This window comes from Achromobacter sp. 413638, from assembly GCF_043119405.1.
Lineage (GTDB): Bacteria > Pseudomonadota > Gammaproteobacteria > Burkholderiales > Burkholderiaceae_B > Achromobacter.
The window spans coordinates 25,698-39,832 of record NZ_JBICCO010000035.1 but is presented as its reverse complement, the minus strand read 5'-3'; the positions used below and the strand labels follow the sequence as shown (position 1 = coordinate 39,832).

Annotated in this window: 15 protein-coding genes and 1 pseudogene; 3 read left to right on the top strand and 13 right to left on the bottom strand. The window is 69.6% G+C overall.

Annotated features, from left to right (window positions below):
* Nucleotides 1-24: 24 nt before the first annotated feature.
* Together ACEU5R_RS15980 and ACEU5R_RS15975 are read left to right on the top strand one after the other, a co-directional pair.
* Nucleotides 25-993, top strand: a complete 969-nt coding sequence (locus ACEU5R_RS15980; protein WP_103275287.1) for a homoserine kinase — start codon at nucleotides 25-27, stop codon at nucleotides 991-993.
* Between the two features lie 68 nt (nucleotides 994-1,061).
* Nucleotides 1,062-1,865 carry a BPSS1780 family membrane protein gene (locus ACEU5R_RS15975; RefSeq protein ID WP_233772496.1) on the top strand — a complete coding sequence of 268 codons (804 nt, stop codon included), beginning with the start codon at nucleotides 1,062-1,064 and terminating at the stop codon, nucleotides 1,863-1,865.
* A 6-nt stretch (nucleotides 1,866-1,871) separates the two neighbouring features.
* Here ACEU5R_RS15975 and ACEU5R_RS15970 read toward each other — a convergent pair.
* The 12 genes and pseudogenes from ACEU5R_RS15970 to ACEU5R_RS15915 all read right to left on the bottom strand — a co-directional run.
* Nucleotides 1,872-2,036, bottom strand: a pseudogene (locus tag ACEU5R_RS15970) (DUF192 domain-containing protein); the annotation flags it as partial.
* Between the two features lie 62 nt (nucleotides 2,037-2,098).
* Complete coding sequence (locus ACEU5R_RS15965) at nucleotides 2,099-2,662, bottom strand: type II secretion system F family protein (RefSeq protein ID WP_392410808.1); 564 nt, start codon at nucleotides 2,660-2,662, stop codon at nucleotides 2,099-2,101.
* A gap of 27 nt (nucleotides 2,663-2,689) precedes the next feature.
* The gene (locus ACEU5R_RS15960) at nucleotides 2,690-3,223 is read right to left on the bottom strand and encodes a type II secretion system F family protein (RefSeq protein ID WP_369869705.1); all 534 of its coding nucleotides are present in this window, start codon (nucleotides 3,221-3,223) and stop codon (nucleotides 2,690-2,692) included.
* A gap of 143 nt (nucleotides 3,224-3,366) precedes the next feature.
* A complete protein-coding gene (locus tag ACEU5R_RS15955) occupies nucleotides 3,367-5,004 on the bottom strand; it encodes an ATPase, T2SS/T4P/T4SS family (protein ID WP_392410817.1) in 1,638 nt (545 codons plus the stop codon).
* A 49-nt stretch (nucleotides 5,005-5,053) separates the two neighbouring features.
* Nucleotides 5,054-6,433: a type II and III secretion system protein family protein gene (locus ACEU5R_RS15950; RefSeq protein ID WP_392410807.1), complete on the bottom strand. Its 1,380-nt coding sequence runs from the start codon at nucleotides 6,431-6,433 to the stop codon at nucleotides 5,054-5,056.
* On the bottom strand, nucleotides 6,424-7,281 hold the full coding sequence (gene cpaB / locus ACEU5R_RS15945) for a Flp pilus assembly protein CpaB (RefSeq protein WP_392410806.1): 858 nt from the start codon (nucleotides 7,279-7,281) through the stop codon (nucleotides 6,424-6,426). The genes ACEU5R_RS15950 and cpaB overlap by 10 nt, the downstream gene beginning before the upstream one ends.
* On the bottom strand, nucleotides 7,278-7,811 hold the full coding sequence (locus ACEU5R_RS15940) for a hypothetical protein (RefSeq protein WP_392410805.1): 534 nt from the start codon (nucleotides 7,809-7,811) through the stop codon (nucleotides 7,278-7,280). Before ACEU5R_RS15940 ends, cpaB begins: the two co-directional genes overlap by 4 nt.
* A 278-nt stretch (nucleotides 7,812-8,089) precedes the next feature.
* The gene (locus ACEU5R_RS15935) at nucleotides 8,090-8,713 is read right to left on the bottom strand and encodes a pilus assembly protein (RefSeq protein ID WP_392410804.1); all 624 of its coding nucleotides are present in this window, start codon (nucleotides 8,711-8,713) and stop codon (nucleotides 8,090-8,092) included.
* Nucleotides 8,710-10,092: a hypothetical protein gene (locus tag ACEU5R_RS15930; protein WP_392410816.1), complete on the bottom strand. Its 1,383-nt coding sequence runs from the start codon at nucleotides 10,090-10,092 to the stop codon at nucleotides 8,710-8,712. The genes ACEU5R_RS15935 and ACEU5R_RS15930 overlap by 4 nt, the downstream gene beginning before the upstream one ends.
* A complete protein-coding gene (locus ACEU5R_RS15925; protein WP_103275293.1) occupies nucleotides 10,092-10,358 on the bottom strand; it encodes a hypothetical protein in 267 nt (88 codons plus the stop codon). The genes ACEU5R_RS15930 and ACEU5R_RS15925 overlap by 1 nt, the downstream gene beginning before the upstream one ends.
* Nucleotides 10,359-10,718: 360 nt before the next feature.
* On the bottom strand, nucleotides 10,719-11,411 hold the full coding sequence (locus ACEU5R_RS15920) for an SdpI family protein (protein WP_392410803.1): 693 nt from the start codon (nucleotides 11,409-11,411) through the stop codon (nucleotides 10,719-10,721).
* Nucleotides 11,408-11,713, bottom strand: coding sequence for a metalloregulator ArsR/SmtB family transcription factor (locus ACEU5R_RS15915; protein WP_392410802.1), 306 nt, complete (start codon nucleotides 11,711-11,713; stop codon nucleotides 11,408-11,410). Before ACEU5R_RS15915 ends, ACEU5R_RS15920 begins: the two co-directional genes overlap by 4 nt.
* Before the next feature lie 138 nt (nucleotides 11,714-11,851).
* Here ACEU5R_RS15915 and ACEU5R_RS15910 point away from each other — a divergent pair, with 138 nt between their 5' ends.
* Nucleotides 11,852-13,051, top strand: a complete 1,200-nt coding sequence (locus ACEU5R_RS15910; protein WP_392410801.1) for an acyltransferase family protein — start codon at nucleotides 11,852-11,854, stop codon at nucleotides 13,049-13,051.
* Between the two features lie 15 nt (nucleotides 13,052-13,066).
* Here ACEU5R_RS15910 and ftrA read toward each other — a convergent pair whose 3' ends face one another.
* On the bottom strand, nucleotides 13,067-14,065 hold the full coding sequence (gene ftrA, locus ACEU5R_RS15905; protein WP_103276571.1) for a transcriptional regulator FtrA: 999 nt from the start codon (nucleotides 14,063-14,065) through the stop codon (nucleotides 13,067-13,069).
* Between the last annotated feature and the right edge of the window lie 70 nt (nucleotides 14,066-14,135).

The window sequence follows — 14,135 nt, the reverse complement described above, 5'->3', positions numbered from 1 at the left end:
CAACCCCTGGTTTCCTCAAGCTCAATGGCCGTATTCACCCCCGTATCCGACGACGACGCGCGCGCCCTGCTGGCGCATTTCGACCTGGGCGAATTCATTTCGCTGCGGGGGATCACGGCAGGTATAGAAAACACCAACTACTTCCTCTACACCTCGCGCGGCGAATATGTATTGACGCTGTTCGAGGTGCTGACGCACGCGCAGCTGCCGTTCTATATCGAGCTGATGCACCAGCTGGCCGAACGCGGCATCCCGGTGCCGCAGCCGCAGACCCTGCGCGACGGCACGCGCCTGACGACCCTGCACGGCAAGCCCTGCGCCATCGTCACGCGCCTACCGGGCGGCTACGAACCCGCGCCCGGCGCAGCGCATTGCGCACTGGCCGGCGCCACGCTGGCCCGCACCCATCTGGCCGCCCAGGACTTCCCGATACGCCAGCCCAATCTGCGCGGGCTGTCCTGGTGGCTGGAAACCGCCCCCAAGGTCATGCCCTTCCTGGACGAAGGCCAGGCCCGCCTGCTGTCGACGGAATTGGCCGAACAGCAGGCCGCCAGCGCCACCGCGTCCTGGCAAAGCCTGCCCTCGGGTCCTGCGCACTGCGACCTGTTCCGCGATAACGTGCTGTTCGCCGGCACCTTCGACGACCCCTTGATGGGCGGTTTCATCGACTTCTATTTCGCGGGCTGCGATACCTGGCTGTTCGACGTGGCGGTCAGCGTCAACGACTGGTGCATCGAGCGGGACACCGGCGCGTTCATTCCCGAGCTGGTGCAATCCTGGCTGCGAGCCTATGCCGAGGTGCGGCCCTTCACCGACGCCGAACGGCAGGCCTGGCCGCTGATGCTGCGCGGCGCCGCGCTGCGCTTCTGGCTGTCGCGCCTGTACGACTATTTCCTGCCCAGGCCGGCCCAGACGCTGAAGCCGCACGACCCCCGCCATTTCGAAAGAGTGTTGCAAGCGCGCCACCTCCCGGGCCTGCCGGAGTTGCCGTAACAATCGTGCCCCCCATAATGGGGGGCACAGCGCGTTCACTTTCGAGAGATCATCCAACAGACCACACCATGCAAGCAGCATACCTCCCCGCGTCTTCCGGCTGGCAATGGGTCCGGGACGGTTTCCGCCTGTTCCGCAAGCAGCCCCTGGCCATGTTCCTCTGGGCCATGGCCATCAGCCTCCTGGTCATTTTCGCGACGGCGATCCCGCCGGTAGGGCCGATCCTGTTCGTGGCGCTCATGCCCATCGTCACGCTGATGACGCTGTCCGCGTGCAAGCACGTCGAGGCCGACCGCGTCATGCTGCCGTCCATGTGGCCCAAGCCGCTGCAGAAACCCGGCGTCTTTCGCAAGCTGTTCCTCATGGGCCTGCTCTATGCGGCGCTCTGCATGGTGATCGGCCTGCTGGCCTTCCTGCCGTTCTCCGGCTCGCTGTCCGAGGCCGTGCGCGTGGCCTCGATGGAAAAGGACATCACGCCGCTGTTGTCCGCCCTGATGGTCCCCCTGACCGTCTTTGGCGTGCTGTACGTGATCGTCGCCGCGCTGTTCTGGCATGCGCCAGTGCTGGTGGCCTGGCACGGTCTGCGCCTGACGCAGGCGCTGTTCTTCTCCGGCGTCGCCTGCTGGCGCAACAAATGGGCCTTCCTGGTGTACGGCGCCGCCTGGGTCATGGTGTTCCTGTTCATCGACCTGTGCGCCGGCATGCTCGTGACCATCGGCCTGTCGCCGCAGTTCGCGGGCACGCTGCAGGTGCCGTTCAATATCGCGGCGGGCGGCGTGCTGTACTGCAGCTTCTATCCGGCCTATACCTCCGTGTTCGGCATCAACGACGCCGCCGCGCAGCTCGACAACGGCAACGGCGCCCAGGCATAGCGCCACGCGCCGCGGCGCCAGCGCCCGGCGCAGTTCAAGCACGCGTCCCGAGCGCGATACGAAGGCCACGTCTATGGGATGGCGCATGCCGAAGGTATGCACCGCGAAACACGGCGTGAGCAGGATGCCCACTCTCGGGCCCGGCGGCTTGCGCCACGCCAGCCCCCGCATCCGCCCCCACCAACCATCCACCCGCAGCAGCCGGAGCCGCGCCATCGGCGGCGCCCGGCGTGTCAAGGCAGGCTCCACGACAGCTGCACCACGACAGGAAAGGCCAGCACGATGAAGGTGCAGGGAAAAATGCAGCCGATCAGCGGCAACAGCATTTTCACCGGCGCCTGCAAGGCCATCTGCTCCGCCCGGATCCGCCTGTCGTCGCGGCCATGAGCGGCCAGCGTGCGCAGCACCGGCCCCAGATTTGCGCCCAGGGCCTCTGCCTGCGCCATCGCCACGGCCCAGTGGGCCGCCAGGGTGCTGCCGCTGCGCCGGGCCAGCAGCCGGATCGCGACCGCTTGCGGCACGCCGGCGCGCATCTCGACCAGCGCGCGGTCCAGCGCGTCACGCAGCAGGCCCGGCGGACCGCTGCGCGCGGCCAGTTGCAGCGCCCCCTGCACGCTCATTCCGGCTTCCACGCACAGGACCATCATGTCGAACACGAAGGGCAGGCCGCGCTCGATGTCGCGCGCAAGGCGGGCTGCCCGCCTGCGCGTCCGCCCCACCCCCAGCCATCGCAATGCCAGCCATGTCAGCCAGCCCGCGCAACCCGCTGCGACGGCCGTTGCGACATCAGGCGGCATGTCTGCCTCGGAGCACGGAGCGGCGCCTCATGCATCGATCCTTGCGATGCGCCGGATCAGCACCACGCCAGCGGTCTCCAGCGCGGCCAGCAGCGCCAGCACGCCCCAGCCGGCCGGTGTGCGCCACAGCAGGTTCATGATCGCCGGTTCCAGCAGGTAAAGCACCGCCAGCAGCAGCACCGGCAAGGCGCCGACGATCCAGGCCTGCATGCGCCCCTGGGACGTCAGCGCCCGCAGCCGGGCCTGCAACTGCGAACGGGCGCGCAAGGTGTCCGCGATGCGGTCCAGCGCCTCGGCCAGATTGCCGCCGGATCGCGTGGCGATACGCAAGGCCGCGGCGGTCAGGGCGGTTGCCTCGGACGGCACCCGCTGTTCCAGCCGGGCCAGCGCCTCATCCCAGGGGATGCCCAGCCGCTGCTCGCGCAGCAGCAGGCCAAGCTCCTGCGACAACGGCGCCTCGCCGTTCTCGGCCAGATGGCGCAGTGCCGTGTTGAGTGCGGCGCCGGCGCGCAGCGAGGAACTCAGCATCGGCAAGGCCACGGACAGCTGCCGTTCGAACATGCTGGCGCGCCGGCGGATCCGAGCCCGGTGCAAGGCGCTCAAGGGCCATGGGACAGCCCGTGCCGCTCGACGCCGGCGCGCTGCCAGCATCCGCCCTGCCAGCAACGCGACGCAGAACATGGCCAGTCCGGCCGCGATTCCGGTCATGGCCGCTCCGCCATGCCTCGGCCCGGACGACTCGCGCCGTCGACCGCCTCGGATGGCGGCGCCTGAAACCAGGCAGGGTCGCACAGGCCTCCGATCTCGTTTCCAACCCGTGCGAAAGCGGGGAACACGCCGCAAGCCACGAATCCCTGCCGGCGATCGAAACGGAACAGCTCCTGCAGCTGGATGCGGCCGCTTTCGATGCCGGTCAGTTCGACGATGGACGTCACCAGGCGCCGGCCATCGGCCAGGCGCGCCGATTGCAGGATCAGGTCGACGCTGGCGGCGATATGCTCGCGCACGGCGGCCAGAGGCAGATCCAGCCCGGCCATCAGCACCATGGCTTCCAGGCGGGCCAGCGCATCGCGCGGCGAGTTCGCGTGCAACGTGGTCAGCGAACCTTCGTGACCGGTATTCATCGCCGTGAGCATGTCGAACGCCTCGCCGCCGCGGCATTCGCCGACGACGATCCGGTCCGGCCGCATGCGCAGCGCATTGCGCACCAGTTCGCGAATGTCGATCCTGCCCTTGCCTTCCGCGTTGGGCGGACGCGCCTCCAGCGCCACCCGGTGCGCGTGTTCCAGGCGCAGTTCCGCGGCATCCTCGATGGTGATCACGCGCTCGGCGTCGGGAATCTCGTTGGACAGCACGTTCAACAGCGTGGTCTTGCCGGACCCCGTGCCGCCCGAAACGATCAGGTTGCGCCGGGCTCGCACGCCGAACGCCAGGAAGGCCGCCATGGCCGTGCTCAACGAACCGCCACGCGTCAGCGCATCGAGCGTCAGGCTGCGGCCGGGAAACTTGCGGATCGTCAGGCTCGCGCCCCGGATCGCGGCGGGCGGGATGATGGCGTGCATGCGCGACCCGTCCGGCAACCGGGCGTCGACCATCGGCGCCGCTTCGTCGATGCGGCGGCCCAGCGGCGTGACGACGCGATCGATCGCCCAGCGCACGGACTGCTCGCTGGAAAACGCGGCCGGATGGCGGTACAGGCGACCTTGCCGCTCGACATAGATCTCGTCGTGGCGGTTCACCATGATCTCGGTCACATCGGCGGCGGCCAGCAAGGGTTCCAGCGGCCCCAGGCCCACGGCCTCGTCCAGCACTTCCTGGCATAGCGCGGCAGGGTCGACGCCCGCCGGCATGTCCTGATCGTCGGCGACGATCTGTGTCAGCAACCGCCCCGCCTCGGCGCGCAAGGCGCTATCGCTGACGCCGGCCAGGTCGCGCCGCCGCAGGTCCAGCGCTTCCAGCAGCGCGGCATGCAGGCGCCGGCGATGCGCCAGCCTGGATGCGAACGCCGACTCGAGCAGGATGTCGGTTTCGCGCGGCAGCGGCGCCGCGCCGGAATGCGGCCCTGCCTGCGTGGCCACAGGCACTTGCGCGTCAGGGACCGCGCCACGCGACACCCGCAGGCGGCATGGCCCGATGAAGATATCGTCCTCCGGCAGCACGGCCGCCAGACGCTCCACTCTGGCGCCGTTGAGCAGGGTTCCCGACAGCGAATCCAGGTCTTCCAGCAGCACGCCCGTCTCGACGGCGCGCAGCCACGCGTGCCTGCGCGCCACGCGCCAATGGGCAATGCGCAGCCCGCAAGGCGCCGCGCGTCCCACCAGCACCGGCGACGGCAGGCTCATCCGGCGCGGCGCGGCATCGGGAAAGTTCAGTTCAATATCCAGCACGGCATCACTCCTGGTTGTGCGGCGCACGCACGGCAGCGGCGTCCGACCATTGGGACCCGGGGCCGCGGTAGGGGTCCCACCCCGCCGCCGGGCCAGGGTCGGCGGCCAGGGACGAGGTGCCCAGACGCGGGGGGTCGGGAAACGCCGCGTCGAGCAGGTCCCGGCCGCGTCGCGCCCGCTCGGCCAGGCCGGGATCCTGCGCGGACACGATGCGCGGCGTCACGAAGATCGCCAGCTCGGTTTCGCGCAACTGATAGCGACGCGACGCGAACAAAGCCCCCAGCACAGGCACGTCCAGCAACCCTGGCAAACCGCTCACGTCCCGGCCCTGCTCGCGCGACAGAAAGCCACCGATGACCAATGTGCTGCCGGATCGGACATTGAACTCGGTGGATGCGCGGCGCATGCGCAGCGCGGGTCCGCCCGGCAGGTTCAGGCTGGTGTCCACCGAACTCGCCTCGACTTCGATCAGTGAACGGATCACGTCGTTGCGGTCGATGCGCGGCGTGATCTTGAGCGATACGCCATAGGGTTTGAACACCGTGGCGTTTCTGCCATTGGCGTCCGTGGACACATAGGGCAATTCACCGCCAGCCAGAAAGGTCGCGCTGGCGCCGCTGCGCGCCAGCAGCTGGGGCTGGGCCAACATGACCGCCTCGCCGCGCTGCGCCAGCAAGGCCAGGCGCGCCGACAGCAGCGCATTGACGCCGAAATAGCCGGCCGCGTTGGAAACAGGGCCGTTCGTGGCGACCGGCGATTCGCCGGGCCGCTCCAGACGACTCGTGGAGCCACCGTCCCAGGCCAGCCCGACATTCACCCCGCCTTGCGTCAGGCCATCCCACTTCAGGCCGAACTCACGCAGGCGCGAGGTCGGGATCTCCACGACCTGCACGTCCAGCAGCACCATGCGGTCCCAGCCGACCTGTCCCGTGAGGTCCAGCACTGACGGATAGCGCTCGGCCAGCGCGGCGATGCGGGCGCGGTCCTGGTCGGACAGATCGTCGCCTTCGATGACGATGCTGCCGCCGACGTGCATGCTCCGGGCCGACGGAATGCGCGCGAGCAGCGCCTCGACCTCGGCACGTTGGCGCGCCACGCCTGCCGGCACGACTCTGAACGCATAGGCGGTGGGCCGTCCAGCGTCCGTCCAGACATGCACCGAGGACTCGCCCTCGGCGCGGCCGAAAATGACGATTTCCTGCCCGTCGGCGTCGGCCGCGCGCAACACCTGTCCGTTGCCGACCGCCACGCGCCGCACGCCCGGATGGGACAGCACCCGGCTTTCCCCCACCTCCAGTTCCACCAGGATGGTCTGCGCCTGAACGCCCGCCAGGCAGCCACACAGACCCAGCATGGCGGCCAGCCGATAACGGTTCAGCGCCATGTCGCACCCCCGTCTGCCCCGACGCCGTATCCGTCGCCCGCGCCGCGCGGCGCCCGGCCGTCCAGCCGGTCTCCGTAGAGGATGACAACGCCGCCCGCCGGAGGGGATTCGGCGGGCATGCCCTGCAAGGCGGCCGGATCGGCCTGATCCTCGTCGCCCACGGCCACCGCGTCGTCCCGGTGACGCAGCATGGCCGTCAGGATGCCTCCCTGTCGGGCAGCGACGAAGCGCAGGGCATCCTCGGGGCGGACCGCCAGCATGGCGTTCGCCGTGTCCGGCGCGCCATCGTCGGCCGGCGCGCCGACGGACAGGACCCGGGCCGCCAACAGCACCGGAGCGGCGTTGCGCTTGCCGTCGTGGACAAAGGATGCGTAGACGTCGACGCTGTCGCCCACGCGCAGCCGGCCAGCCAACGGCCCGAGGTCGGCGACGGTCACATTCAAGGCGCGCATTCCTGCTGGCAATGCAAGCTGCGCCGCAGGCGCCGTCGACGCCTGCCCGGCGGGTTGGCCCAGCAGATGTGCCGGCAGGATGATCTCGCCCGCATCGATATCCGCTGACAGCACCGCGCCCAGCAATGCTTGCGCCGCCAGCGGATCCAGGCTGGCACGGGGCGCCCAGGCCGCGGGAACCTGCCGTCGCTGCAGGTGCGATTCGTCCAGCCGCGTGCCCGCCGCCAGGTCCTCGGCCGCCACCAGTCGTTCGACAACGGGCGCGTTGGCCGCCACCGGCTCGGGCTCGCCTTGTCCGACATGTTCGCGCACCGCCCAGGCCGTGGCCAGGGCCGCTGCCAGCGCCAGCCCGTAGGCGCCAAAACGGCGCCACGCCCGCATCAACAGGGTTTTCATCGTGTCCAGCTCCTGATCCATATGCCGCTGCCCTGTTCCACCGGGGTCGCGGTCCATTGCAATGCCGCGTCGTCCCGTTCCCAGCGCTGCGCCGCGCCTGCCGGAACACGCGCGGCGCGCCAACCCGCGTCGCGCAGGCGACGCTGCGCCAAGGCCTGCGCCCGACGCGGGGACAAGGCGCTGCGCCAGATCTGTTCCCGCACGCGGCGGCCGTCTTCCTGGATTTCAAAATCCAGCTTCAGGCTCGCGTCCGCAGGCAGCCACGCGGGCGGCACAAAAGCGGCCGGCGCGCCAAGCCGGACCTGAGAAATGCTGCCGACGGTACGCCGCGGCCCCACGGCTTCCATCTGCGCCACCCATTGCGCGTCGCCCACCTTTCCCGACAGCAAAACCTGCCCAGGCAACACATGCAGATCAACAAGGGCGGGCTGCTGCCCGGACAGCGAACGTATGAGTTCCGGCACGTCCTGCGGCGTGTCGAACACGAGCACGCCCGCCGGCTGGCCATGCAGCCAGAGACGGTCGGCCAACCACTGCCGCCGGGCACCGGCGGCCAGCTGCAGGTCGGCAGGCGTTGCGGGCCGCGTAACCGCCAATGCCATGCCATCGGTGACGCGCCCGCGAGTCGCCGCATCCGGCCACAAGGCTTGCACGGTCTGAGCGCCCGCGCGGGGCAACGCGCCAGCCGTCAAGGCCAACGTCGCGGCCAGCGCGCGGCGGCATATTTCAGCCACGGAGCCGAAGCGTGACGCCGCGCGTGCACCGCCCCGTGAGCACGATGTGGCAAAGAACGGGGACAGGAGTAACCTCACGGCCGCCCCCCATCCGCGAACAGGCTGTCGGCCGTTGCCACGTCATGCCATGCCGCGAGCCAATCCATGGACAGCGCGGGCCGGCCCCAAGGGGACTCGGCCGTCTCCAGCAGTTGACCCATGGCGCGCGCGCGTTCCTGCGAAACCTGCGATACCCGCCGCCACGACAGGCTCGCGGCGCCGACACGACGCTGCGCGTCCGCATCATCCCGTGCATGTCCCGCCCCGCTCAGCACCTGGACCTGGCGACTGATGCGCAAACCGGAAAACGGCGGTGGCATAGCGACCGTCGTATCGGCGCGCACCTGCACCAGCCGGGCCTCGCCCAACCAATCGTTGCGCAAGGACTGGCTCGCGGCGGACGCGGATCCGCCGCGAGCCACCTGCGCGACGCCGCGCAGGGCCACGCCATTGCGCACGTCGTGCAAGGACATGGCCTGCCCGCGCGCGGCGGTCATGGCGGCCTTGCGGCTGGAATTGCCCAGCTGCATGGCCGCAAGCTGCGCCCGCCCCAGGCCCAGCGCGGCGTGCAGCAACAACGTCAGCAAGGACAGCAACAGCACGGACTCGATCAAGGCCTGCCCGCGTTGCGCGGCAAGCGGAAGGCACACGTCCCTCATGGCCTGCCCTCCTGGCCTTCCTCCGCAGGCCCGGCAGCAGCCAGCCGGGCCTGCCAATACGGGCGGAACAAGGTGGCAAGCTCGTCTCGCCCATCCGGGCTCGGCGACGGCCGGACGAAATAGGTCTGCGCCGTGCTGGACGCCATGATGGTCCGGGCATACGGATTGCCCGGCCGCGCCGTTTCCGGCACGCCATTCGGCGCCAGGCGCGCCTGCACAGTGAAACTCAAGGGAAGCCCCCGCCTGGACCGCGCGATATCGTGGTACGCGGGCAGCCCCGAGCCGGCCGCTTGCCGCCCCTGGGCCATGCCGTAGGAATTCGCCAACGGATTGCCCGTCCCGGCCACAAGGTCCCAGCCCGCAAAGGCCTGCACCCAGCGCCAGAAGTCCTGTTGCGAGAAGTCCGCCGGTGGCGCGTCCGCGTAGCGCAGACTCGCGGGCGGCGGGCTGGCGCCATCGAGCGCGATGCCCCAACCCATTGCGTACTCGCGAAAATAGCAGCCGATCCATCGATTGCTGCGCAAGGCGTGGAAGGACTGCGTGTCGACTGCCGCCCAACGGCCGTCCGGCCCCAGCCACGTCGCGCCGCCGCGTCGTAGCTCGTTGCGCAGCGATGGGCACGACGACAGCACCGCCGTCGCGCCACTGCGGGTGGCATCGCGAGACGCAAGGAAACCGTAGCGCCGCGCCGCCGCCCGCGCGGCATCGGCCAGGCCGGAGCCGGAGCCGGGCGCGATGCGTTCGATGAATCCCGCCGCGCTGTCATCAAGCACGCGCAGGCTCAGACCGGCCAGCGGCGTGTCGACGGCTTCGACCGTGTGCGTCCCATCCGCTTGCTCGCCAGAAAAACTGGCATGCAACACCCGCGACATGATGCGGTCGCGCTCGGCGATCAGGTCGCGGGCCTCGGCCGCCGCCACATCCGCCAGCACGCCATGCACGACGGCGTCGTGCCGCGCCAGCGCATCCGCCAGGCCGGCCCCGGCGCCGGGCAGGCCTTGCATGTCGCGATAAGCCTGCCCGGCGCGGGCGCCGAACAGATTACCCAGCAGACTGGGAGGCGGGTTGCGGCGTCGGGCCTGCGCCTGCGCGCTATCGAGGTAGCGCGCCGACGCGGCCAGCGTGACCAGGTGCGCCATCGCAACCTGATGCGCGATCTGACTGCGATTGGCATAGGCGATGGCATTGAGGTGGCGCGCCTGCAGCAGCGCGCCGCTGTACGCGGCCGCGTCCACGGCGTGGGTCAGCCGGACGCGCTGCTCGATGATCCTGCCCAGTCTGTGCATGGCGACCAGCGCCGCGACGGCGCCGGCCAGCAGGACGAGGCCCGCGACCAAGGCCTGCCCGCGCTGCGCCGACGCATGGCCGTGGCGCGCCATCACTTGCCGCCCGCCACGTTGCCGCCATAGGCCTTGAGTGACACGGCCCGGGTTTCGCCCGCTGCCTTCTGCGCGGCCTGCCGCCCCGCGCGCAGCGACGCGCTGCCGTCTTCGCCGGACAGCTCATGGGCCATGGCCGCGACCTGCGCGCGCACCACCTGGCCGAAGTACTGATAGACCGCGATGGCCGCCACCGCCACCAGGGCCACGACGATGATGTATTCGGTCATGCCCTGGCCCGCCTGCCGCTTCAAATTGCGCCGCATTTCCGTTCTCCGACACTGTGTAGGGATCCACAGTGTCGGCGGCGCGCGAACGCCCGACCATTCGCGCATGCCGAGACGGACAAAACCGGCCCGCTCGCCTTGACAGCAGCAATCCGGGCTGCCGCCGCCGGCCGGCCACGGCCCGCGCCCCGCCATATGGGGACGTGTAACACCCTGATTTTCTGGGGTTTTCCCTATTGCCCGCCGCTACCCCCGGCAGTAGATTGGACTCGCCGGGCTGTCTGACACCCATCGCGTGCGAAGCCGGGCAGGAGCGCCTCAGACTCATCCAGAGCTGGGGCGCTCTTCCATTTGGGGACGCCATTGCGCCGCGTGCCGGCGTCTCTGGCCCAGCCAGCCTCAGGCCTGTCGCTCGGGATCCGCGCGCCAGACCCGCCAGCTTTCTATCGTGGCCGCCAGCGCGCCGCCGAGGACCACGGCCAGCAACAGCGCGTAGCCGTGCGCTTCGTCCACGACGGGCAAGAGCGCCAGTCCGGCCAGGCTGCCCAGGAAATAGATGTGGCCGAGCATGCGGTTGGCCCGCTCCCAGGCCAGGCGGCTGCGCCGCGTCCAGTAGACGCGCAGGCCCACCCACGGATTGGGCCCGGCCTTGCCGAGCAATGCGCCCACGACCAGGATTCCCACCCATGCCAGCACCAGCCCCCAACGGGCGATCCAGAGCGGGTCCGCACCCGGCTGCACCCGGCCCAGCCCCAGCGCCGCCAGCAGCGCGGTCACGAACGCAAAGCCCAGCGCCGTGCAGACGCGGGCCGCCACCAGGGACTTGCGGGTGCCGGCCGCCACGTCCGCGCGCGCCAGCACGCGTTTCACCATGGACTCCAGGCCCAGCGTCAGGACGGCGAAGCCCAGCAGGACGCCCGCGGCCTCCAGCCTGCCGCCCCAGCGGTCGACATTGCCGTGCATGTCGAAGTGCATGGGCAACGGCCCCTGCGGTCCGAACAGGGCGATGTACCCGGCCAGGCCGACCTGCGCCGCGACCAGCGCATAAACGCCCTTGCCCAGCAGGCCGTCCGATGATTCCACGCTTTTCATGATGTTCCCGGTTTCCTGGTCTTGGACGCCCGCGCACCCGGGCGCCCCGCTCCCGCCAGATCCAGCAGGAACGCCAGCGCATCCTCGAACGCGCCGGAGACCAACCGATAACGGACCGAGGTGCCGGCGCGCTCGGCCTCGATCAGCCCGGCATCCTTCAAGACGGCCAGATGCCCGGTGATGGTGGGCCAGCTCATGTCGAACAGCCGGGCGATATCGCCGGACGCCATCGGCCCCGCGCGCAACGCGGCGATGATTTCCCGGCGGATGGGGTTGGAGAGTGCCTTGAAAGTGTCGTTCATTTCGGAAAAATATTAATTTGGAAAAATCCTAATTTCAAGACGCAAGGCCATCGCGATTACAAAATCCATACAGAGTCCGCCAATCCCATCACGAATGCCTGGCTAGCATGGGGGCTGCACACCCCCACCCGACTACCCATGCCAGCCAACCGTCCGTCGGCAGCCTTGGCGCACATCAGCATGGACGCGCAGCGCACGCCGGCGATCGACGCCTTGCGGGGCTGCGCCGTGCTGTGCGTCGTGCTGCTGCACATCCAGATCCACATGCCGCAGGAGCAGAGCCTGCTCGCCAGCATGCTGCCCCAGACGCTGTTCAACATCGTGTTCCGCAGCGGTTACTACGGCGTGATCATTTTCTTCGTGATCTCCGGATTCCTCGTCACATGCTCGGCGCTGGAACGCTGGGGATCCCTGGATGCCGTGCCCTGGCGCGCCTTCCTGCTGCGGCGCGCGGCGCGCATCTATCCCTGCCTGCTGCTGCTGCTGATCGTGCTGGCGGCGCTGCACGGGCTGGACGCGCCCGGTTTCGTCATCGAGACCACCAGCCTCGCGCGTGCTGCGCTGGCCGCGCTGGGCATGCACCTGAACTGGCTGGAGGCCCGCACCGGCTATCTGCCCGCCGCCTGGAACGTGCTGTGGTCGCTGTCGGTGGAAGAGGCGTTCTACCTGGCGTTTCCGCTGCTTTGCATGCTGGCGCTGGCGACGGGAGAACGGCTGCTGAAGCTGACGCTGCTGCTGTTCGTGGCGCTGGGGCCGTTCGCCCGCGTCGCCTTCACCGACAACGAGATCTGGGCGGACCACTCCTATCTTTCCTGCCTGGACGGCATCGCCATCGGCTGCCTGGCCGCGCTGTACAGCACCCGCGCGCGCCATGTGCCGACCCGCCTGTTCATGCTGTGCGGCGGCGTCCTGTTCGCGCTGGTGTTCTTCCTGCGCAAGGCGACCTACGCGCTGGGACTGACCGGCGCCGGCCTGAACGTGACGGCGCTGGAAATCGGCGCGGCCTTGCTGCTGATCGCCTGGAGCCGCCGCAGGCCGAGCCTGGAGCCGCCCGGGCTATGCCTGGCGTTCCTGCGCTGGATGGGTGTGAACAGCTACGAGATCTATCTGACGCACATGTTCCCGGTGATGCTGCTGGCCTCGGTGTCGTGCCGCAACGCCATCGCGGCCGACGGCTGGTGCTCGGCCGCGCTCAGCGCCAGTGCGGCGCTGGCCGTGCTGCTGTCGGCGCTGCTGGGCAGCCTGGTCGCGCGCTACTATTCCACGCCCATGCGACGCCGGCTCACGCAGCTGACCGGCGGCCTGCCCCGACGGCGTCAGGCGCGGATGCGCGCCTGAACCCTTGCCACCGCGCTACGCGACCGCCACGCCCTCCCGCTGCCCGAACTGGCGGCGGTATTCAGTGGGGCTCACTCCCATCTTGCGGCGGAAATGATGCCGCATGGTCATGGCCGTGCCCAGCCCCGTCCGCGTGGCGATCTGCTCGATGGACAGCCCCGTGCGTTCCAGCAGCTCGCGCGCGATATCCAGCCTGGCCCGCACGATCCAATCGGCCGGCGTCATGCCCGTGGCCGCCTGGAAGCGGCGCAGGAACGTGCGCTCGCTCATGGCGGCGCTCGCGGCCAGATCGGCGATCCGCAAGGGCTGGTCGATACGCGCGCGCAGCGCATCGAGCACCGGGGCCAGCGAACCGCCCTCTTCCTGGTCGACCGGCGACTCCACGAACTGCGCCTGACCGCCCTCGCGATGCGGCGGGATCACCAGCCTACGCGCCACCTGGTTGGCCCTGGCCGGCCCGTAATCACGACGCAGCAGGTGCAGGCACAGATCCAGGCCCGCCGCGCTGCCCGCCGACGTCAGCAGCTGCCCCTCGTCCACATACAGCACGTCCGCATCGACCTGGATGCGCGGATACCGGCTGCGCAGGGCATCGGCATAGCGCCAGTGCGTGGTCGCGCGCTTGCCGTCGAGCAAGCCGGTCGCCGCCAGCACGAAGGCCCCGGAACAGATCGACAGCAGGCGCGCGCCGCGCGCGTGGGCCAGGCGCAAGGCGTCGATCACGGCGGCCGGCACCGGCTCGTCAGCGCCGCGCCAACCCGGAACGATGATGGTGCCGGCCTGCGCCAGCCTGTCCACCCCGCCATCGCTTTCCATGATCAGGCCGTATTGGCTCCTGACCCTGCGCCTGCCGACGGCGCAGGTTTCGAAGCGGTACCAGTCGGCGCCGAACTCAGGCCGGGGCAGGCCGAACACCTCGGCCGCGCATGAGAATTCGAAAACGCACAAGCCGTCGTACACCAATGCCGCGACCAGGGGATTCAGCGGTTTCCGGGGCAATTTCGGTTTTGGCATGATTTGATCGATAAATGGCGAATCCGCCAATTGTCCGCTCATGCGCGGCCGACAACAATAGGGCCTGCGC